Source organism: Bacillus sp. JJ1521, assembly GCF_036965165.1.
Taxonomy (GTDB): Bacteria; Bacillota; Bacilli; order Bacillales; family Bacillaceae_L; genus Ferdinandcohnia.
The window spans coordinates 1-25,357 of the sequence record NZ_JBALOX010000052.1 but is presented as its reverse complement, the minus strand read 5'-3'; the positions used below and the strand labels follow the sequence as shown (position 1 = coordinate 25,357).

Annotated in this window: 23 protein-coding genes; 4 read left to right on the top strand and 19 right to left on the bottom strand. The window is 37.3% G+C overall.

Annotated elements, in window-relative coordinates:
• Nucleotides 1-13: 13 nt before the first annotated feature.
• The 19 genes from V7147_RS08710 to V7147_RS08620 form a co-directional block, all read right to left on the bottom strand.
• Nucleotides 14-745 (bottom strand): ABC transporter ATP-binding protein, encoded by a 732-nt coding sequence (locus V7147_RS08710; protein WP_335367460.1) that lies wholly within the window; start codon nt 743-745, stop codon nt 14-16.
• Nucleotides 742-1,512, bottom strand: a complete 771-nt coding sequence (locus V7147_RS08705) for an ABC transporter ATP-binding protein (RefSeq protein WP_335367459.1) — start codon at nt 1,510-1,512, stop codon at nt 742-744. The genes V7147_RS08710 and V7147_RS08705 overlap by 4 nt, the downstream gene beginning before the upstream one ends.
• Nucleotides 1,487-2,515: a branched-chain amino acid ABC transporter permease gene (locus V7147_RS08700; RefSeq protein ID WP_335367458.1), complete on the bottom strand. Its 1,029-nt coding sequence runs from the start codon at nt 2,513-2,515 to the stop codon at nt 1,487-1,489. The genes V7147_RS08705 and V7147_RS08700 overlap by 26 nt, the downstream gene beginning before the upstream one ends.
• A gap of 18 nt (nt 2,516-2,533) precedes the next feature.
• Complete coding sequence (locus tag V7147_RS08695; protein WP_335367457.1) at nt 2,534-3,406, bottom strand: branched-chain amino acid ABC transporter permease; 873 nt, start codon at nt 3,404-3,406, stop codon at nt 2,534-2,536.
• An 80-nt stretch (nt 3,407-3,486) separates the two neighbouring features.
• A complete protein-coding gene (locus V7147_RS08690; protein ID WP_335367456.1) occupies nt 3,487-4,674 on the bottom strand; it encodes an ABC transporter substrate-binding protein in 1,188 nt (395 codons plus the stop codon).
• A complete protein-coding gene (locus tag V7147_RS08685; protein WP_335367455.1) occupies nt 4,671-6,254 on the bottom strand; it encodes an AMP-binding protein in 1,584 nt (527 codons plus the stop codon). The genes V7147_RS08690 and V7147_RS08685 overlap by 4 nt, the downstream gene beginning before the upstream one ends.
• A gap of 100 nt (nt 6,255-6,354) precedes the next feature.
• Nucleotides 6,355-7,533: an acetyl-CoA C-acetyltransferase gene (locus tag V7147_RS08680; RefSeq protein ID WP_335367454.1), complete on the bottom strand. Its 1,179-nt coding sequence runs from the start codon at nt 7,531-7,533 to the stop codon at nt 6,355-6,357.
• A gap of 10 nt (nt 7,534-7,543) precedes the next feature.
• The gene (locus tag V7147_RS08675) at nt 7,544-8,320 is read right to left on the bottom strand and encodes an enoyl-CoA hydratase/isomerase family protein (protein WP_335367453.1); all 777 of its coding nucleotides are present in this window, start codon (nt 8,318-8,320) and stop codon (nt 7,544-7,546) included.
• 247 nt (nt 8,321-8,567) lie between these two features.
• Nucleotides 8,568-9,419 (bottom strand): 3-hydroxyacyl-CoA dehydrogenase family protein, encoded by an 852-nt coding sequence (locus V7147_RS08670; RefSeq protein ID WP_335367452.1) that lies wholly within the window; start codon nt 9,417-9,419, stop codon nt 8,568-8,570.
• A 640-nt stretch (nt 9,420-10,059) separates the two neighbouring features.
• Nucleotides 10,060-11,154 carry a hypothetical protein gene (locus V7147_RS08665; RefSeq protein ID WP_335367451.1) on the bottom strand — a complete coding sequence of 365 codons (1,095 nt, stop codon included), beginning with the start codon at nt 11,152-11,154 and terminating at the stop codon, nt 10,060-10,062.
• Nucleotides 11,155-11,616: 462 nt separating this feature from the next.
• A complete protein-coding gene (locus V7147_RS08660; RefSeq protein ID WP_335367450.1) occupies nt 11,617-12,135 on the bottom strand; it encodes an NUDIX hydrolase in 519 nt (172 codons plus the stop codon).
• Nucleotides 12,136-12,397: 262 nt separating this feature from the next.
• Nucleotides 12,398-13,507 (bottom strand): lactonase family protein, encoded by a 1,110-nt coding sequence (locus V7147_RS08655; RefSeq protein ID WP_335367449.1) that lies wholly within the window; start codon nt 13,505-13,507, stop codon nt 12,398-12,400.
• Nucleotides 13,508-13,814: 307 nt separating this feature from the next.
• Entirely contained in the window at nt 13,815-15,008 is a 1,194-nt protein-coding gene (locus V7147_RS08650) for an oxalate decarboxylase family bicupin (RefSeq protein ID WP_335367448.1), read from the bottom strand.
• Between the two features lie 300 nt (nt 15,009-15,308).
• Nucleotides 15,309-16,214: an aminoglycoside phosphotransferase family protein gene (locus V7147_RS08645; protein ID WP_335367447.1), complete on the bottom strand. Its 906-nt coding sequence runs from the start codon at nt 16,212-16,214 to the stop codon at nt 15,309-15,311.
• Between the two features lie 196 nt (nt 16,215-16,410).
• Nucleotides 16,411-17,430: a DUF4179 domain-containing protein gene (locus V7147_RS08640; RefSeq protein WP_335367446.1), complete on the bottom strand. Its 1,020-nt coding sequence runs from the start codon at nt 17,428-17,430 to the stop codon at nt 16,411-16,413.
• Nucleotides 17,420-17,947, bottom strand: coding sequence for a sigma-70 family RNA polymerase sigma factor (locus V7147_RS08635; RefSeq protein WP_335367483.1), 528 nt, complete (start codon nt 17,945-17,947; stop codon nt 17,420-17,422). Before V7147_RS08635 ends, V7147_RS08640 begins: the two co-directional genes overlap by 11 nt.
• A 365-nt stretch (nt 17,948-18,312) precedes the next feature.
• Nucleotides 18,313-18,810 carry an AAA family ATPase gene (locus V7147_RS08630; protein WP_335367445.1) on the bottom strand — a complete coding sequence of 166 codons (498 nt, stop codon included), beginning with the start codon at nt 18,808-18,810 and terminating at the stop codon, nt 18,313-18,315.
• Between the two features lie 306 nt (nt 18,811-19,116).
• A complete protein-coding gene (locus V7147_RS08625) occupies nt 19,117-20,295 on the bottom strand; it encodes an MFS transporter (protein ID WP_335367482.1) in 1,179 nt (392 codons plus the stop codon).
• Between the two features lie 156 nt (nt 20,296-20,451).
• Nucleotides 20,452-21,498 carry an LLM class flavin-dependent oxidoreductase gene (locus V7147_RS08620; RefSeq protein ID WP_335367444.1) on the bottom strand — a complete coding sequence of 349 codons (1,047 nt, stop codon included), beginning with the start codon at nt 21,496-21,498 and terminating at the stop codon, nt 20,452-20,454.
• A 219-nt stretch (nt 21,499-21,717) separates the two neighbouring features.
• Here V7147_RS08620 and V7147_RS08615 point away from each other — a divergent pair, with 219 nt between their 5' ends.
• The 4 genes from V7147_RS08615 (at nt 21,718) to V7147_RS08600 (ending at nt 25,126) form a co-directional block, all read left to right on the top strand.
• A complete protein-coding gene (locus V7147_RS08615; RefSeq protein WP_335367443.1) occupies nt 21,718-22,068 on the top strand; it encodes a winged helix-turn-helix transcriptional regulator in 351 nt (116 codons plus the stop codon).
• Between the two features lie 208 nt (nt 22,069-22,276).
• A complete protein-coding gene (locus V7147_RS08610; protein ID WP_335367442.1) occupies nt 22,277-23,116 on the top strand; it encodes a tyrosine-type recombinase/integrase in 840 nt (279 codons plus the stop codon).
• A gap of 522 nt (nt 23,117-23,638) precedes the next feature.
• A complete protein-coding gene (locus V7147_RS08605) occupies nt 23,639-24,643 on the top strand; it encodes a DUF3231 family protein (protein ID WP_335367441.1) in 1,005 nt (334 codons plus the stop codon).
• 27 nt (nt 24,644-24,670) lie between these two features.
• A complete protein-coding gene (locus V7147_RS08600) occupies nt 24,671-25,126 on the top strand; it encodes a hypothetical protein (protein ID WP_335367440.1) in 456 nt (151 codons plus the stop codon).
• The last annotated feature ends 231 nt before the right edge of the window (nt 25,127-25,357 follow it).

Sequence of the window (25,357 nt, the reverse complement as noted above, 5' to 3'; positions counted from 1 at the left end):
TTTTATCACCCTTCTATATTACATTTTCTGTATATCCCAAATAGGTGGATTGAACCAATGGATTTTGGATTAATTCATCTGCCTTTCCTTCAAGAACAAATTTACCACGATCCATTACATATGCACGGTCAGCAACACTTAAGGCTGCTTTCACATTTTGTTCAACTAGGATTACCATTGCCCCGAACTCATCCCTAATTTGCTTCATAATATCGAGGATTTCTTTAACAATTAACGGTGCAAGCCCCATTGATGGCTCATCTAGAAGGATCACTTTTGGATCAGACATCAACGCCCTTGCGATGGCTAACATTTGCTGTTCTCCTCCACTCAAAGTTCCGGCAATACTATTCATATGTTTTTGCAAACCCGGAAATATTTCAATCATTCGATCTATTTTTGAGGCGACCAATTGCTTTTCTTTTCGGTATTTGAAATACATTCCTAGAATCAGATTTTCTTTGACTGTTAGGCTTGAAAAGATTTGCCTCCCCTCAGGAACGAGAGAAATTCCATGTTCTACTACCTTATGAGACTTCACTTTCGTTATAGCTGTTTCATTATAAAAGACTTCACCTACTGTTGGCTTATAGATTCCAGAAATCGTTCCAAGCAAGGTGCTTTTCCCCGCACCATTCGCTCCGATTATCGAAATGATTTCACCAGGGTTCACAACTAGATTAATTCCATCAATTCCTCTAACTCTACCATGATACGTTGTTAAATTCGTTGTATGGAGTGTCATATTACTTCCTCCCCTAAATAAGCAGCAATGACCTTTGGATTCTTTTTGATTTCTTCGGGAGTTCCTTCTGCAATCTTGTTTCCAAAGTCTATTACAACAATTTTATCTGCTGTTTTCATGACTGTATTCATGTCATGTTCCACAAATAGGAATGAATAACCTTCTTGTTTCATGTCGAGTAGGATATTTGCAACCTTTGCAGCCTCTCCATCGTTTAATCCAGCCATTGGCTCATCCAGTAAAACAAGCTTGGGTTTGGAGACGATTGCCCGTGCAATTTCTAAAAGCTTTTGCAGCCCATATGGAAGGTTTCCTGCAATCTGATCTGCCTGTTCAAGGATTCCTACCTTTTCCAATGCTTCTTCAGCAATCTGTTTTGCCATTTCATCATCTTTTATTACCGCCTTAGTTCTTAGTGCTGCTAGAAATACATTCGTTTTCATTTGTGGATGAACCCCAAGCATGACATTCTCAAGAACGGTCATATTATCAAAGATTTGTAGGTTTTGAAATGTACGAGTAATCCCTTTTGAAGCTAAACTATGAACCGGTGCACCATTAAGTCTTTCCACACTAAACCAAACCTCACCGCTTGTACTTGGCAGGACGGAGGAAATCATATTAAATAATGTCGTTTTACCCGCACCATTCGGACCAATGACAGCAAGTATTTCTCCTTTACTCATAGTGAAGGAGACATCGTTCACTGCCACAATTCCTCCAAATCGTTTCGTCAAATTCTTAATCTGCAGGATGGTTGTTTTCATTTGTAACAATTTCCTCCTTTCTTGTAACAGGGCGAACCTTTTCTTTGACTCGTTCATATAGTTTGGCGCCGCTTGGAATAAGTCCTTTTGGCAAAAACATGACAACAAGAATTAGAACAAGTCCATACACAATGATTTCAACTTCTCCGCTTACATCAAACAACAATGGGAGATAATCTTTTACCCATTCACCAAGCATTGTCATCACAAAGGCACCTGCTATTGCTCCCCAAATCGATTGGGAACCACCTACAACTACCATCACTAAAAATTGTATTGAGACCAAAATGTGAAAAGTAGAGGGTGTAATAAAGTTCATAAAGTGAGCATACATACTACCTGCAATTGCAGCAAAGATTGCACTTAGCACAAAAATATGTAGTTTAAACTTTGCAACGTTGATACCTAAAGATTTTGTTGCAATCTCACTATCATGAATTCCCCTTAATACTCTTCCGACATGAGAATGAACTATATTAAGCGAAATGAGAACGGTTAGAAATACTACTCCCCAGATAAAATAATAGAAGCTCAACTCTTGCTGTAAAACAAAACCAAAAAGATTTAATTTAGGGATTCCAGATAAACCGGCAGCTCCCTTAGTTAGGTCGGTAAGTCCTAGTAATAAAACAAATACAATGACGTTAACTCCAATTGTTGCAAAAGCTAAAAAATGTTCCTTTAATTTTAAAATGGGAATTCCAATTACATAGGCAAGAAGGCCAGTGACAAGCACCCCTACAATGAGAGCTACCCATGAAGATGTTTGAAAGTGTGTTGTTAGTACTCCGGTTATATAAGCACCTATCCCAAAGAAGGCCGCATGTCCAAGGGATATTTGGCCTGCATATCCCATAAGAAGACTTAAACCGATTGTGATCATGCTATAGATTCCAATTAAGATAAATAAGCTTAACATATAAGAATTATTGAATAATAAAGGAAGAACAATTATTATAAGTAACATAATAAGCAGCGGTCTCGTTCGACTCGGATACATCATATTCATTCACTCCTTTCCTCACACGCGATTCCCAATGACTTTTGACATGATTCCATTTGGAGCTACAAAAAGTACGATTAATAGAATTCCAAAACTAATCGCATCACTATATGAAGTGGAAATATATCCTGCTGAAAAAGCCTCAATTACACCGATTAAAAAGCCCGCAACAACGACAGCAGGAACCTTTGTCATCCCTCCGATAATCATGGCCATAAATCCCTTTAACCCAAGCATTAGTCCCATATCATAGGTTGCACCTGTTACGGGTGCTATTACGATTCCAGCAATGGCACCAACTGCTGCACTTAAAACAAATGCCAATGTAGACATTGTTGAGGTATTGATGCCCATTAGCCTAGCTGCGATTGGATTAATGACACATGCCTTTAACGCTGAACCAGTCATTGTTTTTTCAAAGAAGAAATAAAGAAGTGCGAGTAAGAATAATAGCGTACCAATTACCCAAATGCTTTGTGGCATTAATACGGCACCCATAATTTGGATCGGATTATTGGAAGAAAAAGCTGGAAGTGACTTAGGGTACGTGCCCCAAGCAAATAATCCTATCGCTTTAAGAACCATTGATAGACCGATTGTAATGATAATCAAGCTAATAAAACTAGCATTTTTCGTTGGTGCAATAGCAAGTTTCTCAATCCCAAAACCAATCAGAGCCGTACATAACACGGCTAGCAAAATGGCGACATAAATTGGTAAACCTAGACTAGAAAAAGTGATGCAAAACATTGCTCCAAGCATAGCAAATTCACCTTGGGCGAAGTTAATAATGCCTGTCACATTGTAAATTGTCACAAAGCCGATCGCAATCAATGCATATATACTTCCGGTTGTTAAACCTGTTATGAGATATTGAATAACCGCATCCATTGTAACCCTCCTTTTACGAAAGAAAGTGGAAAGCATGTATGACCTCCATCATACATGCTTCAATTGTTCTACCTTTTCAACTATTCTAATTCCCAGCCGTTTTCTCCAACTTTCAAGATTGCCATACCGTCCCCTTCAACTCCATTGCGATTATCTGGTGATAGTTTATACGTTCCGGTAACTCCTTTATAGGAGATGGTTTCTAAATATTCCTTAATTGAAGCGGAATCCGTATTTCCTTCAGAAATAGCTTGTAGCACCATTTGAATACCATCATACGCATAGCCACCGAATGGACCAGGATTATAATCGTACTCTTGCATAAATGGTTCAGCAAACTCTTTAAAAAGCTGGGTTTGTTCGTTATCTTCCAGTGCCTCAAGGACATTTAATTTACTTCCAATAACGTGGACCCCTACTCCTTCGGCCCCAACTTGGTCTAAAAATCCTTTATTACTTACAGCATGGCTTTGGATCATTGGAACATCTATGCCTAATTGTGAATAATTTTTCGCGATAATTCCCGCCCCAGGTGGACGTGACCAAATGATGATGGCACCAGGATTTTTAGGTTTGATTTTGGTTAACTGAACAGTCATATCAGTAGCTTCCGCATCAAAGTCTTCTTTTGCTACAATATCAATCCCATTATTCTTAGCCATTCCTTCAAAAACTGGAAGTCCAGTCTGACCGAAACCATCTCTTGCATTGATCCATGCAACACTATCAATATTGTTATCTTTTAAATAATCAATTACATTTTGAAGAACCGTTTCGTTGCTTTGGGGAGCCTGAATCGTGTATTCATTAAACTGGTCATCATTTAATACCCCTAAAGCAACAAGTGGAATTTTATTTTCTGCAGCAACACCCATGAGAGCAACACTTGTACTCGTTTGAGTTCCACCAACAACAGCTGTTACATGATGCTCGGAAATCATTTTCTTCATAAGCACGACTGCGTTTGTATCATCTGTTTCATAATCCTCGATAATAAGCTCTACCTTTTTTCCATTAAAATCTTTGCCTTCAAGTTGCTTTTTAAGTAGACGGGCAACATCTGCTTCGGGCTTTCCTAATGCGGATGCTGGGCCAGTATCCGCAACAATAATACCAATTTTAATTGTGTCAGAGGATTCACCACTTGGCTTGGCATCGCCGCCATTGGTTTCTCCCTTAGTTTGTTTTGAACCACCACTACAGCCCGCTATGACAAAAATGCTTAAACAAATGACCAGAAATGACCAGACCCAAGTTTTTCTTCTCATCGTAATTCTGCCCCCAATTTTTCTTTTAATTGTTCTTGTAGCGATACTTTTCTAATTTTTCCGCTGGCTGTCATCGGAAACTCATCCATAATGAGCAGTTTATCCGGCACTTTATAGTCCGCGACTTTCGGTCTTACGAACTCGAGTAGATCATTCGCATTTGGTGAGGTATTCGGCTTAATTTTTACACAAGCGCAAGAGATCTCTCCTAAAACAGTGTCAGGCAAACCAACAATTGCTACTTCCATTACATCTGGGTGTGTATATAGAACTTCCTCAATTTCCCTTGGGTAAATATTGTAGCCACCGCGAATGATCATTTCTTTTTTACGACCAACAATTCTTAGGTTTCCTTGCTCATCTATAGTGCCAAGGTCCCCTGAATAAAACCAGCCTTCACGATCTAGTGCTTCCCGTGTTTTTTCTGGCATATTGTAGTAGCCTTTCATGATTCCGAAACCACGACAGGCGATTTCTCCAACTTCGTTAAGACCAACATCTTCTTTAAATTCGTTTACAATTTTCACTTCTGCTCCAGGTAGCACCTTACCAACTGTTTCCGCACGAATTTGATCATCATCATCAAATGCTGTCATCGTGAGGGTTGGTGATGTTTCACTTAATCCATAGCAAACCACAATGTCACAGCCCATATCAGTTCGAATTCGTTTCACAATTTCAACCGGGCATGGAGCCGCAGCGATGATGCCTGTTCTTAGTGAAGACAGGTCATAATTTCGGAACTCAGCATGATTAAGCTCTAAAATAAACATCGTAGGAACGCCATGCTTGACCGTAATTTTTTCATTTTGTATAGTTTCCAACGCCTCTTTGGCATTGTATTTTTCCGCCAAGACCATTCGTGCACCAATCGCTATCGTACTTAAAATGCTTGGCACCATTCCAAATACATGGAATAAAGGTACTGCAACATAAAAGACATCGTCTACGGTGCACTTCATCTCTTCCGCAGTGATGGTCGCGGTGTTTACGAAATTACTATGCGTGAGCATTGCCCCTTTTGGTGCACCTGTTGAACCTGATGTATAAAGAATACAGAAAACATCATTGTCAGAATCTACTAAGACAGGAGAAAAAAGATTTTGATCAACTCTTTCAAGTAATTGCTCATAACTCATATGACCGTCTTTCACGCACCGAACTGTAATAAGTCTTTCAAGGCTGGCAACAAGTTGAGTCGCCAGCGTGAATTGCTCGTAATGCTTAACTCCACCAAATTCTTCGGTAAAAAAGGCAATCTTGCTTTCTGAATTACGTAAAATATACTCAACTTCATCTTGTCTATAGCGTGTATTAAAAGGAACAATGACAGCTCCGAGGTGAGCGGTTGCCATATAAATTACAACAAATTCATTCCAATTTGGTAAGCATACCGCAATTTTATCTCCTTTTGTTATGCCGATTTCTTGCAGTGAGGCTGCGAGATTAAGAGATTTCTCCCACAATTCCTGATAGGTTACCCTTGTATAACCATCGTATGAAACTTCATGTTGAGGATCCTTTTTACAAACCTTTTCTAAAAGCTCTGAAATACTAAGTTTGCTTAATTCTTTTTTCATGTAATTCACCCCAATTACTAGAATTTCCTTTTAAAATCGCATGTCCCCCGCTGGAAGGGATAATTAGATTCAGTCGAGGCCGATCCCCGACTGAATCTAATTACAACACTTCCCAAATTGCCGCAATTCCTTGGCCTCCACCAATACACAATGCAGATGCGCCGTATTTTTTATTTCTTCTCTTAAGTTCATATAGTAGTGATAGACTGATTCGCGCACCACTTGCCCCAAGTGGATGACCTAATGCGACTGCACCACCATTGACATTTCCAATATTCGGATCAAACCCTAATTCTTTTTGGCAAGCTAAATATTGAGCAGCAAAAGCTTCATTGATTTCGATTAGATCTAAATCCTCTACTTTCATATTCGCACGCTCTAATGCTTGTCGAATCGCTGGTGCTGGCCCGATTCCCATGTATCTTGGTTCTACTCCAACAATGCCCCAGGACACCAGTCTTGCTATTGGTTTTAAATTCCTTTTTTCGGCATACTCACTTGAAGTAACAACCATGGTCGCAGCGCCATCATTTATCCCACTTGCATTCCCAGCAGTAACCACACCATTTTCTTTAAATCTAGCTGGTAGTCTATTTAACACTTCAACTGGAGTATCCCGTGGATGCTCATCTTGATCAATGACTTTCTCTGATTTTCGATTTCTCACAGTTACCGGTACAATCTCCTGTGCAAAAACTCCTTTTTCTTGTGCTACTAATGCTCGCTTGTGACTTTGTGAGGCAAACTCATCAATTTGTTCTCTCGAAATCTCATATTTTTCTGCAAGATTTTCCGCTGTAATCGCCATTGAGCATTTACCATATGGATCATAGAGAGCTTCCCACAGATAATCCTCCATTGGTGCTTTTCCAAGTGGCAATCCCCATCTAGCCCCCCGGACAACATGTGGAACCTGACTCATATTTTCTGTACCACCCGCAATGCTAACATTTGATTCTCCAAGCTTAATAGATTGCGCTGCGTTTACGATGGCTTGTAAGCCTGAACCGCAAAGGCGATTTACCGTTAATCCAGGTACATGTTCGGGAATTCCTGACTTTAATCCAACATGTCTTGCCATGTAAATGGCGTCCGTACTGGATTGAATAACATTCCCAATGACAACCTGATCCACTTCCTCTGGCTGGACCTGCGAGCGACGCATAGCTTCCTTCGTTGTATGTACGGCAAGGTCAATCGCAGGTACATCGCGAAATGATCCTCCAAATTCCGTAAAAGCCGTCCGTGCACCATCAATGACAACAATTTCTTTACTCAAGTACTTCACCCTACTTTCCAACGAATTGTGGTTTTCTCTTTTCTACAAAAGACCTCATTCCTTCAACACGATCCTTGCTTGCAAACGCATTTCCAAAACAAGCCGTTTCAAGATCTAACGCAGCTTGTAAATCTACTTCTGTTCCTCGGTTAACAGATGTTTTTAGCATTTTCATAGCCACACGTGGCTTTTCTGCTAATTTTCCAGCCCATTCAAGTGCTTCTTCTAGCACTTTCTCTGACTGTACTACCTTATTGACTAAACCCACTTCTAGCGCTTTTTCAGCATCAATCATTTCCCCAAAATAGAGCAATTCCTTCGCTTTTGCTTGCCCAATTAAACGTGGAAGGCGCTGAGTTCCACCGCCACCAGGGATTATTCCTAAATTGATTTCAGGTAACCCAAACTTAGTCGTTGGTGAGCCAATTCGAAAATCACACGCTAGTGCTAATTCACAACCACCACCTAAAGCAAGCCCGTTTACTGCGGCAATCACCGGCTTGGAAATGGATTCGATTTTGTCATAAGCAAGTCGAGAGATTCTCGACATTTCCATCATGTCAACTCCATCTAGGTTTACCATTTCATTGATATCAGCCCCTGCTGCAAAAGCGCGGTCACCTTTTCCTGTGAGTACGATGGCGCGGACCTCTGAATCTTTTTCAAGTTCATCAAAGAGACTATATAACTCTTTATATACTTGAGTACTTAAAGGGTTATACGGAGGTCGATTTAAATAAACAATTCCGATATGTTGGTCATTAGAAATATATTGGATTGTATCCATGCTTCTTAACACAACCTTTCTCTTTTTTTAATAATCAAATGCGCCTTGGCGTATTTGTGCTCAGATTTTTTAGGCCCACNNTTCTTAGTCTTTGATCTTCTTTTGCTCGAAAAGTTCCCTTTTAAAATCCGTGGCATCCGCCGGAGGCTTAACTTTATTCAGCCAAGTGTTGAATCTACACTGAATTGTTAACCTTTTGAATTCATCCCACCACTGAAAAAAAGTGATGGACTTCTACTGAATAAAGTTAATAGTCGTACCAGCCTGCTCCTGCTTTCTTTCCAACTCGGCCAGCGCGTACTAGATTTCGTAGTGTAAGTGGTGCAGCAAATCGATGGTCCTTGAATTCTTCGTAAAAATAATCCATTACATGTAATCCAATATCTACTCCTGCATAGTCTTGGAGGGTGAATGGCCCCATTGGATAATTCAATCCTAGAGTAACCGCCTTATCAATGTCTTCTGGAGAAGCCACTCCTTCTTCCACTAAGCGGATTGCTTCGATGAATTGAGGAATCATAATTCGATTCACAATAAAGCCCGGAACATCTTTCTTTACTTCAATTGGTTCTTTTTTCATCGCAATTGCCAACTCTTTGAATACGCTTACAGTTTCATCACTCGTTTTATAGCCCCTAATGACTTCTACTAATTTCATGACCTGTGGTGGATTGAAAAAATGCATGCCTGCTACTTGTTCTGGTCTGTTTGTGCTACTGGCAAGTACTGTGATCGACATAGAGGAAGTATTTGATGCAATCAGCGCATCTGGCTTTAAAATTTCATCTAACTGCTGAAAAATTTCTTTTTTCGCTTCCAAATCCTCAATAATAGCTTCGATGACAGCATCACAATCTCTAACTTCAGACATGCTAGTTGTAAATTTTATTCTTGAGAGAATTGCTTCCTTATCATCCTCGGTTAATTTCCCTTTGATTATTGATCGATCCATTAATTTTTCCATACGTGCTTTTGCATTATCTAAAAATCTTTGTTCGACATCTACGAGTACGACATCAATTCCACATATTGCAGCTTGGTGAGCAATTGCACCCCCCATTGTTCCTGAACCAATCACACCAATTTGATTAAATTCCATCGTATACCCTCCGTTATGTTTATCTATCTTTCGTATAAAAATCATAATTTTTACAATTTTCATATTAATTATAGTGCTTTTAATAAAAATCTTTCTACCTTGAATTAGAGGAATTGAAATGTGCTGATTTCGGAAATTGGTGGAAAGGTGGTGTAATGTGGTCCGTAAAATTGAGAACCACCCATGTAGCAGTATAAAAAAATATAAGCTAGCAATAACCTGCCGGCTTATATCCTGTGTTTTATATTTAAACAATCGGTAGCCTTAAATGCGAATCGTGTACAGTGCGGAATATTAAAAAAGAAAATTATATTTGAAGAATACTTTTTCAAAATGTAAAAAGGACCCACCAATATCGGTGAGTCCTGGTCAATTTCTGTGACGTAAAGCATAATCCTTCCACTAAATAAATCATAAGCTTTCCATCATTAGAGCCGCATAGAAAAATTCATTATTTCCTTCTCATTTTCTTAGCCTTTAATTTTCTTCTTATGAAGTTTATTTAGGTAAATTGTTTTTTAATTAACTTTAGGAAAGCTTTTGATTTATTTTTTTATCATCGGAAACTTTATGGTTTATTACATAAATTTCCTTTTCTAGCACCAATACAGGATATGGTTTTTAATTACCTTACAAATTTCTATTCATCTTTGTATCCCAAATTGACTAAAATTTCATTTCTTATATTCCGAAACCTTTTATCTAAAAACAACCCCTTATATGAAAGTGCTTCTGTTATTTTTATCCTACTGGGATAAATTCCTTTACTATGTAATCCAAACATTACATCCTTAATCTCATTTGATATTCTTTCAAATCTTTCTGTTGCTAGAGATTCCTTATGTTCTTGATATCTTCTTGAAACCTTTTCGCATAGTGAAGGTAATTTCTTCTTTGCTGTAGTATATGGAATTCCATGCATATTTAAACATTCTTCTAAGCTTTTGGGTTCTTCACTCTCTAAACATTCCTTAAGTATTTTCTTCAATTTTAACTTTTGTTCAAGTTTAATTTGCTTTTGATACGATGAATAATTTTCCATGATACTATTACTTAATTCAGGAAAATGGTACTTTGCTGAATTAGGACTAAAACCACCTTCGCTGCAGATTTGCTTTAGGCTTTTTGGAATACCACTTTTAATTGCTTCTGTAAGGGTAATTTCAAGTTTCTTTTTTGAGAATTTATTGTCTCTAGGCCATTCATTGTACTTTGATATATCAATTCCCGAGATTAAATTTTTATTGTATTCATTTGTAAGGTCGTAAATTGTTGAATCTAACCTTTCTGCTATATTCATCAATCCTTGAACATTCGGCATATTTTTGCGATGGATCCAAGCATGCAACCTAACATCTTTTATACCCAAGAAGCTTGCAAATCTAGAACGACTTTTGAATCCTAAGTCATTTTGTATCCTATTGAGTAAGTTACTAATTGATACATTTGTTGGAAAACTACTTAATTTACCTTGATTTTGAATTAATTGTTTATAATTATCAACATTAAATTTTTCATTTTTAGTTAGTGTCTCTTTTTCTATTGAATCTTTACTATCACCTAGCCAACTGAAACAATGTTGACAATAACCGTTTACCAAACTACTGTGATAAAGCTGCAATTGCTTCTGGCATTCTGGACACTTATCTTGAAGTTTGATTTGATGTATATCACATTTTTGCAAATCAGAAATACGCCAAATTAAAGGCTCATAAATCTCTTGGTTATCAAACATGAATTGCTCCAAACATATTGGACACCACTTTCGAAATGAACCGACAACATTAGAAGATAAAATTCCTTTCCAATTATTCATAGTTAAATTATGAATATCATGCCTAGCTGTCAATTTTTCTATGGCAGCAATAAATTCAATACTGTTATCACTTATTCCGTCTAATATAAAATAATCACTTAATCTTTTACCAGTAGATAAATAGCCTTTAAGGTAGATCTGATGTCAAATTATTTCACCGCTTTTCAAACTAATATATAAGTTGTTCAACAATCGATTGTTGAACACAAGTAAAATATAAATCCCCATCTAAACTACTTCGATTCTATACCTTCAACAGAAAGGTGCATTAACCCTTCCTGGATCAAAGCACCCATTACTTTAAGTACAATACTTCACAATTTTTTTACGTCTTTAGAAACTTAATTCCTTAAATGCGTTATCAATGCAAGATTACACATCTTAAATACGAATAGAGCCATAATGATGTCGGCCCTCAAAAAGTAACGCAATGAAACTCTCATAATAAGGTATAAATTTTTTTTGATCGATCAGCTTTATGATTTCCTCTTTAGAAGCCCATTTGGCTGCTTGTACCTCTTCAGTCTGTAACTTCAATTCATTCAAATCAAAGTCATATTCAATTAAATAAAAATCATCAAAGCCACGTTCAAAGTTAATAGTAAGAAGTGGACGTATCTTTTCAAAGTTATAATGAATCCCCAACTCCTCGAATAACTCTCTTGAAGCAGCCTGCTGACTTGTATCGCCTGCAACCGCACTACCACCACAAGTGATATCCCAAAGGTTCGACCATCCTTGCTTAAAGGGCTGACGCTGCTGAATGAGCATCTCTCCTTTTGAATTAAATATACATACGTGCACTACTAAATGAAACTCGTCTGATGTCATTTCATCTCCACGAGATATTTGTTTCTCTATTTTATTACGATGCTTATCATATAAATCCCACTTTTCCATTGCTAATCTCCTTATGTATATTTTTGTAACAAGATAAAAACGAGGTACTCCTTGTTAAACTAAACTGCGCCGTTAGTTCAATAAGTTCAACAAAAACAAGCGATAATCCTTCTTGGACTATCGCACCCGTTTGTTTAAGTACGTTTCTTCACAAACTGCTGGGAATTATGTTGTCTGATAACAAAAGCCACCAGTATATCAGCAGCTTTGTATTTATCATCAGCTGTATTTTTTTGCTTTGAGGTATGGTAACCCAATAGGATCAAAGTACGGCTAAACCTTGTGACCCAAGGTACGGGGAGTTAGTCCAGGCAGCAACCTGCAATCTTACTAGACTGCCATCATCTTGGATTTGAAATACTGACACCGTACCCTGATTTCCGTTAAGAGTGTAAAAATGCCGTCCGTCTTTACTCACTCCAACGTCCATTGGAAGACCAGGGACCGTACCTAGTGGTGTACTGGTAATATGCCTTACTACCGACAATGCTCCATTTGGATCGATTCGGTAGGTGGAGATGGTTCCGCTTAAAGTGTTGGTAACGAATGCAAATCGCTCATCCCTTGTTGTTACAACCCAGCACGCGGTTTTATATCCATTTGGTACAGAGCCACTGATCACATGAAGGATACCGTCGTTGCTCATTGAATAGGATGACAGGGCATTTGAATCTGCTTCAGTAACTAATAGAGTTCCAGAGGATAGAAAATATGCACCCAATGGTCCTTGACCATAAGAATCATTAACAATTGGTTCTGTAACCGTTCCATTTTGATATACTTGGAATACACTGAGATGGTTTGAAGTAAGCTCGGATACAAGGATTTTACTTCCATCACGAGTGAAGAGAACCTGAGCAGGCTGAGCGTTGAAAGTGCTGAGAGAATGTGAGGACCCAGGAATTGGAGTAAGTCGCCCGTTATCATCTATGCGAAAACCCGTGATGTTGGATGAGAAATTGTTTGTGTCATTACCTACATTGGCAACATAGACAAGATTACCAAACACATCGATACTATTGGGCTGAGCACCTCCAGATGGTTTCACATCTACTAGAACGGGTGCACCGTTGTCAGTAATGATGAAACTGCTGATAGTATGGCTGCCTGCGTTCACCGCAAGAAGGAAACGTCCATCACGGGATAAAGTTAGGGCTCCTTGTGATGTAAGGGGATCGACACCATCGTTTGCTGTTGCCGTGGAGACTTCCTTTGTACCAGTACCTCTACCATACGTTGGGTAGGAACCCACAAAGGTGAGCATTCCATTCATATCCCTATAAAAGCTAATGATTTGATTCATTACATCATTATTTGTCATAATGTAAACCATACTTGCATTCGCCCGGAAATATTTATTCAATTTCTGCATTTTATCACTTTCCTCCTTTCATAGTTTTATATGGTGCTTTTATAATTTCAATTCCCCAAATTAATGTAAATTGGTTAAAACGATTCTCATCCACTTTTCCCTCTACAAGTTAAATACCAACGAATGAAAAAGGACAGCCGAAACAGCGGTCCAATGGATACTTGCCTTTTTGTATAAAACATAACACCTACAAAAACATCATCACTCTTTGAGTAGCTTGAGTATGTCAATTTACTGGATTACCACAATAAGTGATAAATTTAACCAAGTTTTATCCTAATACAAAATTGTAAATTAAAATATCTTCTTACCTGTTCTTTGGGTAGTAGGAGAATCCTGGATATTTTACAACAGGATATTTCTCCTTGCGTAGAGAATCAATCAATTCTAATCCAACATTTAAATTGCTCTTAACTAAGTCTTTAGGAGTCAGTGCCATCCATTGATTCAGCGAAACGTCTTCAAATCGTTTACTTTTAAACATCTCTAAAAACCATAATGTATCAGTTCCGGTGTTTTGAATATAGTGTCCAGTAGCAAAAGGCACATATCCAACATCACCCGCACTATAATCAAAAGTTCGAGCTGCACCGTTTCCAGTAAATACTGTCATTCGTCCTTTTCCAGTAAGGTAATACTGCCACTCGTCGTTAGTTGGATGCCAATGCATTTCTCTCATTGCACCCGGTTCAATCTCAACGAGTGCCGCAGCAATTGTCTTTGAAATTGGAAAGTTAGTAGAGTCCACAATTCGTACACTTCCACCAGGCGTTTTAATTGGTGTTTGTTTCAACAGCTCGTGCTTGAAGATTAACGGAACGTTTCCATAAGGTGACTGGACTTCTTGACTATCCAGTGAACCTGGTACCTCTTCCTGATAGATATATACCTGTTCAGAAGGAATGGAGTTAAAAGCACTCACTGGTACACCAAAATTGGCGGACAGAACATCTTTTGGAGTATGTGCAAACCAATCGGACAGAGATAAGGTGGAGAGATCGGAAAAGTTTCCGTCATCGAAGACAAGCAGAAATTCACAATGTTCCAACCCTTGAATCGAATGAGGAATTCCTGGGGGGAAATACCATAAATCCCCTGGTCCGATGTCGGCAATAAAGTTTCGTCCTTGTTGGTCAGCCGCAGTTATTCGTGCCCGACCTAGCAGCATATAAGACCATTCTGCTTGTTTATGCCAATGGAGTTCACGTACTCCACCGGCGTTTAAACTCATATTCACTCCTGCAAGAGTGGTGGCTATAGGAAGTTCCCGCACCGTAATCTCACGGGACCATCCCCCTTGATCTAATTTCATAGAAGTATCAGAAAATGAGAATTTTAAATTAGGGAGCAAGCCTGCATCTGTAATCGGTGGGACGAGCATATCCGGATTTTGAAGATCCCGCATAATATTACGCGGTCCGGAGTCAATCCCTCCAGCTCCGTCACTTCTGATTGGCTGAGGAACATTCCCACCCACTTGATTTAAGGATCGTTTTTCCATTACTAGCCTCCTCTTTTATGGGATTATTAAGGGAAAAATCTATTTTATAGCGTATGACTTGGGACTCAATTGGTTACTGTGCCTATAGTTAAAGAGACAGGTGCATTCCTTGTTCAAGAATTGCTTCCTGTAGTTGTAATGTTTATAACAATCCACTTCTCAAATTTTAATTTTGATAAAATTTCTTGTTCAACTAAACTGCCCCTTTAGCTCAATAAGGAATTCAACAAAAGAATGCCTTAATCCTTCTTGGATCAAAGCACCCGTTACTTTAAGTACAATCTTTCACTAACCTACATTCTATTGATACCACTTAGGTTTTAATCTGCTAAAGTAATCATGATCTTCTAAATACATATAAACTTTATCTAACATCTCATTCATATTGTTTGGAATAGTTTTTAACGTCCATATAACAGTAGAGAAAACGCACATTGCTAGGTAAAGTGAATACAACCTCCAAAAATCTTCATCAGGTTCTTTATTATTAAAATAACCTCTGATTTGTCCTATTGAAAAAGGAATGCTTACTTCTCGGCTAAAAATTCCTATCTTTAGAAATTCATGAATAGGGTCTCCCCAATCATACCTGTTAAAGTCTATAACTCCAGCGAATTTTTTATTATTCACAATGATGTTTCCAAGGTGAAAATCATCATGTTGAAATAAGTTCGGGCGTTGTTTCATGAGCTGGACATTCTCATCAATAAAATCCATTATTTTAAGGTCATTTTTAACCTTTACCTCACATGCTAAGTAAGCATCTATATATTTCTTATGTTTTTCAACTTTCCTTGAATACCACGAAGAGATATGGTCTGGAGCAGATAATTGATGAATTTTTCTTAATTCTTTTCCCGCCTCAATACCAATATTAAATTGTTCTTGGTCCGTGTATTTTGAAATTTCATCCTCAGCATCCTTACCCTCTATGTATGATGTGATCATATACCCCCGATTTTCTACCTCACCAATTGAAATAGGTTGTGAACAAGTAACGTGATAATCCTGCATCCTTTCCAAAATAGTGTATTCTGTCTTCTTTAATTCCAACTCTTCTAAATTAAACATCCGAAGTAGTAGCTTATTGTGACCATCTTGCATATGTATTAGAAATTTTTCATCTGAGGAAAACCCCTTATTAATTTTAATAACTTCTTTACAATTACTTATTAAAGGAATCTGTTTTATTAGTGCTTTACTCACACCCTCACCCCTATTATTAAATATTGAAAGGAAATAAATAATCTCAAACTTGTATATTTCTATAACAAAACTACATTTCCTTCTTTCACTAAACTGCATACTATAGCTAAACAAACAAAAAGACCGCCGCAGCGATCTCATCTTTTACTATTGCACCCGTTAGTACAATAACTCACAATCTTTAACTAATTTATTCTTATTTTTTTAAGTCGATGACAATAGGTTCAAGCTCAATTTCCATATGACCTTTTCCATAATTGAGACTGGCAATTTGAATAGGCTGAATAATGAGTTTACTAGCTCCTTCTTTAATCGTGCCAAAGTCGGTTGTTCCTTTAAATGTTTTGTAGTCATCAGTTGTATTTCCACCGCCACCAGTTCCATTCATATACACATTACCGAGGTCATCTGTTACATGGAAGACAGGTGTCACACTTGCCCATTCTTTAAGCAGTTCATCTGAAACCACCTGTTCATAGCTAATCACAGTGGATACATCAGTAAACTCAACAGATTGAAGTGTAAAGCTCACATCTTCCTGCTGCACTGTTTGATTTACTAGCTGCAAATCGCCTTCTAAACGATTCAGTGAAAAGGCAAATGACCAATCCCCTTTTACTTCTAAATCATTTGATGGACTGTAAAAGGCTTCTGGCTTCCAAGTGACTTCGATTGTTTCTGGATGTTTGTTATCTTTGAAATTTGGAGTGAAAGTTGACAATCCCACATAGCGATTCTCGCTAATTTTCGTAATTCTAAATGTACCGCCACTACCACCTTCTTCACGAACATAAAACCAATTCGGTGCACGTACATCCATGCGTCCATCAAAATTATGATCGGTTTCAATTGCGAAGGACACTGTAAGATTTGTGCCGTCATATACCGCATTGTCAATCATGACTGTAATACCATTACTTGTTTGTACAAGACCGATTTCAGTCGAAAATTCTTCGAAATCTTTGTAGTCTTGCTCTTCATCATTAAAAAAGTTAATGACATTATCCATAAATGGAATTTGTGATGCAATAGACGGAAAAGCAAAACCAACTGATGTAGTAGATAACCCTAAAATCACTGCCGCTGCTACTATTGGATTTTTAAATCTTCTTTTTTGTTGCTCTGCTTTGGCTTTATTCACACCCAATTTAGACCTTTCATGTAGATCTTTTGGAATTTCAATTTTTTGTAACTCTTGATTTATTTTATTGTTCACAAATATCCGCCTCCTTAAATTGTTTACGAAGCTTGTCTAATGCACGATAAAGAATGGATTTTGCCGTTCCAAGTGGTATTTCCAATATCTCCGATATTTCTTTAAATGTATGGTTATGATAAAACCTTAAAAGAACAATACCTTTTTCATCCTTGTCCAATCCATCTATCAAGTCTTGTAATGATATAGAAAAGGGAATATCCTCATTCTCCGTTCCCATAAATTCCTCATATTCTGGTTTTAACTGAACAACTTTTTTATTTTTCCTAACTACATTCGTTGCACAGTTCATTGTAATTTTCATTAGCCACGTTTTAAAATACTCTGGGTTTTTCAATGTATCTATCTTTTTAAAAGATTGATATGCTACTTCTTGAACAATATCTAAAGCATCATCTTTATTTTTGACATATACATATGCCATTCGGTAAATGTCTTCTTCATATTGTTGGAAAAGCTTTAAAAAGGCTTTGTCATTTCCTTTTTGAGCGTTTTTTACTAATCTAATTATTGCGATTCACCCTTTCTTTTTTGTCTTACATCTATTAGACAAACCAAAGTCTAATTTGGCTTAAATTTTTTCAAATTTTTCTTACAAACAGAATAATCGTCCAAAATTTTCAGACGATTTCATGATATTTTAAACCAATTGTTCAACTATCCTGCCCCGTTTGTTCAATAAGGAATTCAACAAAAAAGGTGGTTATTCCTTCTTAGAATAACGCACCCGTTTGTTTAAGTGTACCAATTCACAAAGTTACATCGATTTTAACGTATATACATTGAAACTTTTCTTACTCACATTTCATTTATTAACATATAAAGCACCTCCCAGAACTAAAGGTACTCTATACTCTATACTCAAGAATCATTGAACTCTTGTTATTCTTTTACGCTAAACTCTAAAATATTTAAACCCTCGGATGCCTCTGGTGCTTCAAAAAAACTAGTAACTTGGATAAACACCGCTTCAGTGTCAAGAGCTGCTCTTTCGGGTTGTTCGTTACGCCTTTGTGCAATTTGACGTAAGCATTGCTCGTTATTTAGATTAAGGAAAATTAGTTGATGCCTTGCATTGACCTCTGACGCGATATCCAACAACCACTTTCGCTGTTTTTGAGTGTTGCCTGGAAAATCCATCACGACATCTGTACCAACACTTAATAAGTTTTGGACAAGCTTTTTCACCAGCGGTTTGAGCTGAACTGAGAATTTGAGATAGTCATCAAATGATGTAATCTGATTGGGATAAAGAGATGAAATCCATTCATCCTCAGACAACAGTACCGCCTGTTTATCTATCGCTAATTGTTTTGATTTAGTTGATTTTCCAGCTCCCATTTTTCCACAGAAAAAGTATAGCGTCCCCAATTTTTTCATATTTTTTAACCCCCCACGATTATTTTAGTTTTAACTTTTTACTTTGTTAATTCCAATATACATCTTTTGCTAATTAATATTTAGACGTTAAGATTTTCCGATTTACTTATTCTACCATTTTCATATATATTCCTTCTTTAACAAACCTGCCTCGTTTGTTCAATAAGGAATTCAACAAAAAAGTGCATTAATCCATCTTGGATCAACGCACCCTTTAGCTTAAGTACAATATTTCACAAAGTCTTTAAACAAGTTCACCTTTAGGTATTGTTTTATGTTCCTTTTTTAGCTTTAAGTCTACTAAAATTATGATACTTTATAATTGCGATTAATTTCTTCCGATTGTTGTTTTCTTTTTATGGTAGTGGCGACTGTCTGCACGACAATCATCATTACATTAATTACAATTAGCCCTACTATTGCCGATGAGAAGCTATTCGTCGCATCGTGAATCCAGCCAAGAATAAGAGGGCCTGTTGCCCCGATCACATAGCCTGCTGATTGAGTCATGGCTGACCAAGCAGCCGCCTCCTGCGGATTGTCGGTAGCGTCCAAAGGCAGTAGTAGATTGAGAGAAAACAATGCGCCAGCGCCTACACCAATGAAGATCGTGGCAACCCACGGTCCAATGGAGAATGTAAGCATCACAAGCCCGACAAGTTCTAACATTGCTGCAACCATTAGCCAAAGGCGACGTGAAGGGAATTTACGAAGAAAGATTGGCAGAACAAAGCTTACCGGAATCTGAACAACGACGAAAATCGTAAGCGCACTTGCAGCGTAGGACTTACTATAGCCCATCCCTTGAATAATCTGTGGCAACCAAGCCGTGATTGAATAGAATAGCATGGCCATCAAACCGAACGTCAGTGTAAGTAGCCAAGCTTTCTTATTTGTCCATGGCATACTCGTCTTCATGCCAGTTGAAGTGGGATGATCTTGCGGTCTAATTTGTCGCATAACGAACAACCACCATAACAGCACTGCAACGAATGCGATTAACGCCCATATCCCGAGGGCGCTCTGCCAAGAGTTCATACTATTCTGCATCGGCACAATCAAGCTCGAGCTTAGTGCTGCTCCGAGAGTAAGCGCAACCGTGTATATCGCAATCATCGAAGGCACATGCTTAGGAAAGTGACGCTTAATAAATCCGGGAAGAAGCGGTCCTACAAATGCAATTCCTATACCCGCAATTAAAGCGGTAATAAGCAAAAATGACCCCGAATTTGTGAAGAACCTAAGAACAGTACCAACTCCGATGACAAGTAGCGACCATCCTAATACCCGCTCAATCCCCCATTTTCCGCTGAACTTTACGGCTACAGGAGCGAAAAGTCCCATACAAAGAACAGGAATCGAGGTCAACAAACTCGCTACGGAGGCGTTCATTCCTAAGCTGGTTCTAATTGTTTCGAGCAATGGTGCTATCGAGTTAATTGCCGGACGCAAGTTCAATGAGGCAATAAATAAAGCTATTATCATTAGAATATATTTCTTTTTCATAAAAATTTCAAACTCTCCTTCATGATCTTATTTTAAATTTCAAACCAATACTAAAAAGCCCAACTTCACCGTAAATTAATAAGAAATTGGGCAATAAAATTACTTCATTAAAGCGACCTATTCTGGAATATTAATTTATTTGTTTTTCAATTCTTGTCTTACTAGTGGCATTACTTTAGTAGCTAATAATTCAATCGCACTTGCAACTTGGGAGAACGGCTGGCAAATATCAAGCTGCATAATAAAGCGATTATGACCAAATAATTCGTGCTGATAAAGAATTTTTTCAACGATTTCTTCAGGACCACCAACAGCAAGTGCATCGTTTTTAGAAACAGCTGCGGCCACTTGCTCTTTAGGAATATTTCTTCTCATCATCGTTCTAATATAATTAGAATAATATGGGTAAAATTCATTAACAGCCTGTTCTGCAGTCTTGCCAATATAGCCATGGCTTGTGATTGCAATTTTCAAATCATCTTCTGCGTGTCCTGCCGAAATCCCAGCTTGACGATAGGCTTCTACTAGAGGTTTTACATAAAAAGGATTACCTCCTAAAATTGCGAGTGCCATCCCAAACCCAGCCTGACCAGCCCGAACCGCACTTGCAGGGGTTCCTCCTACTCCTCTCCAAACAGGAATCTTATCTTGTTTTGGTCTAGGTGCAATCTCACTATTATTTAATGGCGAACGAAACTTTCCTTGCCATGTAACACGTTCATTATTATTTAATTCTTGTAACAGTTGTAATTTCTCTTCAAAAAGCTCGTGATAATCATCCAAGTCATAGCCAAAAAGAGGGAACGATTCGATAAATGCTCCTCTACCAGCTATGATTTCAGCACGGCCTCCTGAAATTAGATCTACTGTCGAAAAGTCTTCAAACACTCTTACAGGATCTGCTGTACCTAATACGGTTGTAGCGCTGGCTAGTCGAATATTTCTCGTTGCTTGTGCAATCGCTGCAAGTACAACAGGTGTAGCTGAAACCGCAAAATCTAAACGATGATGTTCCCCTAATCCAAAAATATCCAATCCCGCTTCGTCGGCTACCTTCGCTGTCTCGATTATATTTTGAATGCGTTCTTCCGCAGAAATCACTTTTCCAGTAATAGGATCTGGAATTATTTCTCCAAAAGTATAGATACCAAATTCAAACTTCTCTTGATTTGTCTTGCTCATAAGGCAACCCTCTTTCATTCATACAATTATCGTCCCTTAAAATAAAATAGCATCCAGAGAATAGTGTCCTTCCCTTTAATTCTCTTTATCTAAAATGTTTATCTAAAATGTTTTTTGATTTCCTTTGCTTGATGTTATTATTACTTATAATAAGCATTTTAGAAAGTACGCACTTAAAAGTGGTATAGTATACAAAAAGATACTAAAGGAGTAATTAGGATGAATATAGAACCAGAATTTTGTCGTGTAGAAGATTCTTTAAGCATATTAGTCGGGAAATGGAAACCAATTATCTTATTGCATTTATTGAAGAACGGTACTCAAAGATTCAGTGAATTAAAACGAAGAATGCCTGGGATTACGCAGAAAATGCTGACTAATCAATTACGCGAGTTGGAAAACGAGGATATTATTCAGCGTGTTGTCTATCCACAGGTTCCTCCTAAAGTGGAATATTCGATTACTGAATACGGCAGGAGCTTAGAACCAATCTTACACGCAATGCATGAATGGGGAACAAAGCATACATTGCATAAAAGACAAAAAGTTAACGAAAGAGCGAGTAAATAAAAAACTGCCTTTATTGGCAGCTTATTTTATTAAATATCCGGATTTTTTAAAAGGTGTTGCTCAATTATATGGTCCGATTGTTGAACACAAGTTAAACATCAATCTTCAACTAAACTGCCTCAATAGTTTAATAGTATCTTCCGTTTAAATTTCTAGAATCGGGTCAATAATTCCTGTAAAAATAGAAGTTTAAAGGGAGAGATATATTTTGTTACTTTCAAAAGCATGGGAAACGTACGAATCGGATAAGCGAATAGAAGGATTTTCACCCCAAACTTTAAAAGCATATCAACTTCAGGTCAATTTACTAATTCGTCATTTTGGAGATGTAGAAATTGATTTACTTTCAACAGACCAATTAAAAGCTTACCTCTCCAAGTCTAGTAAAACATTAAAACCCTCATCATTAGCACATCGTGTTCGTTCGATGAAATCACTCTTTCGTTGGACACATGAAGAAGGACATATCAGTAAAAATCCAGCAGCCAAGATTAAAGAACCAAAGTTAGGGAAAAGAATCCCAAAATTTTTAACAGAAAGAGAAATTGAACATCTTCGAGAAGCTTGTTTTACACCTATAGAGAAAGCTCTATTTGAGTTTATGTTTTCAACAGGTTGTAGGATTGGTGAGATTGTAGGACTCGATAAGAATAGCATTAATTGGTCTAATCACTCTGCCATCGTTAAGGGTAAGGGGGATAAGGAAAGAGAAGTATATTTTAATATTCGTTGTGACATTTGGCTTAAACGATATATTGAAAGCCGAGAAGTCAATGATGCGGCTATCTTTGTAACCGAAAGACATCCTGATCGAATGAGTAAAGCACAAATGAGATATATCATTAAACGAATATCAAAACGGGCAGGTATTAATAAAGTAATTCATCCGCATCAACTGAGACATAGTTATGCGACTCACTTACTAAATAATGGTGCACCCATTGAGGTAAAACAGAGTTTGATGGGACATGAGAAAAGTGAAACTACTCGAATATATGCTGAGCTAAGTGGTCGTCTAAGGAAGGAGTTTTATCAAAAATATTTCTAACAAATTTAATGGAGCAACTTGTTTTAATTAACTGGTTGCTCCATTAAATTATCGCACCCTTTAGCTCAACAAGCTGTTTCTCTTTTTATTTGTATTCATCTAGGATTGCAATAAACCACTTTTTGATTAGGTGTTCCACTGAATAAATTTACTCCTCAGATTAACAATAACCTTAGTGTTATCATTTAACACTAAACTTCAATGTGGAGGGATATACTATAAATATTCTTTTTAGCTTATTATCAACCATATTTATTATGGGTATTAGAGCAGCATTCTCAATTAGTAGTATAACTTCCAGATTAACATCTTTGTTAAGAATGCCATCTTTAACTTAGGCAATGAGTATTCCACAAGTATTGTCTATTTCGCATTGTTGTAAGAAAAAGGTGAGCATATATTATGCTTACCTTTTTTAGTGATTTCGTTATTTCTAAAGAGTGTTTTTCTTCTTCGTAAAAATCAAACAAAAAATTTCATACCACTTGATGAATTGGTAAATAATATCCTAGAGGTGACGGAATGGAAAAGGATAAATTAAAACTCACATCTTCCGAAATAGGAACTTTATGGGGAGAGTATTTAAATGGAACAGCCGTTGATATTGTAAATAGATATATGGTCTCTATTATTGAGGATGAGCAAATTAAAGCTATTTTTGAGGATGCTATCAAAACATTCGAAAAGCAAAAACAACAAATCGTTACTTTTATAAAAAATGAGGGGTTTCCAGTTCCAATTGGATTTACTGAATCTGACCTTTTTAAAGGTAAACCGAGGTTGTTTACGGATATATTTTGCCTAAATTATTTACATATCATGACATTACATGGTTTGCTAGGACACTCCACCTCATTGGGCGTTTCTGTAAGAGAGGACTTAAGATTTTTTTACGACTCGTGTGATAATGATGGGAAAAGGATGTATCATCAAACCATTGATTTATTGCTTGAGAAAGGAAATTTTCAGAGAGATCCTTTATTTTACCCTGCCAAGAATCCTGAATTTATTTCTAGCCAAGATTTCATAGATGGATTTTTCGGAAAGGGTAGAATGTTAGCAGCGACAGAAATCATAAGCATTTCTTTTAACCTTAAAAAAAGTATTATGGCAAAAACTCTTTCAATTGCATTCAGTCAAGTCGCACAAACAAAAGAAGTAAGAAAATTTTTAGAGGATGCCGAAAAAACGTCTGACCAGCAAATAAAAAGTTTTTCAAAAATTATGCAAACGGATAATTTACCAGTTCCTAAGTCTTGGGAGACTGAAGTTACAACTTCAACAGATTCCCCTTTTTCTGATAAGTTAATGTTGTATCATACTGGTTTCTTATTCCAAGCCGCACAAGCGTATCACGGGGCAGGTTTAGCATCCGCAATGCGAACAGACCTTGTAGCCACTTACGAAAGTACCATTCTACAAAATCTTATGCTTACTAAAAAGTGGTTTAATATTATGGTGCAGAATAAATGGTTAGAGCAGCCTCCACTTGCTCCTAATAGAAAAGAAATTGCAAAAGAAAAGTAACAGAGATTATTATTATGGTGTTTATAAATGAATAAGAATGCATTTGAAAGACTAATGTGGAGTATTGCACTTCCTGGGTTTGGGCAGTATTTAAACGGAAATTATTTTAAAGGGACAGTTTTATTGATACTTGAATTTTTGATTAATGTACAAGCTAATTTTAATCAGGTCATACTTCTAAGTTTTCATGGAGAAATTGGGGATGCCATAAAACATGCTGAATATCAGTGGTTGATGTTTTATCCTTGTTTATACTTTTTCTCTATGTGGGATGCGGTGAAAGATGCAGGCGGAGGGAAAGACCCTTATTCTTTTCTTCCGTATGTGTTTGCTGCATTTTTTGTTACCGTTGGATTGATTTTTTCCTCGAACTTAATGATATTTGGAGTGTTATTGGGTCCTGTTTGGCTTCCAATATTGTTTTTTTTTCCTGGAATAATCATTGGATTTATTACTAGAAAAATCATAAAAAACATTCCTTAGAAAACCATCCACTATTACAATCAAAAGTGGATGGTTTTTTATGTTCCAATTAGCGAAGTTTATTAAACTAAACTGCACCTTAAGTACAGATACTTCTACAAAAAAGGCACTTCCCCTTCTTTAAGGAAAGCACCCGTTAGTTCAACAAAGATGGTTAATCAATATCTTGAAACTGAATTTTATCTCCTAGCTATCATCTCGATTTCAACCTGTGCACCAAGAGGTAGGGAT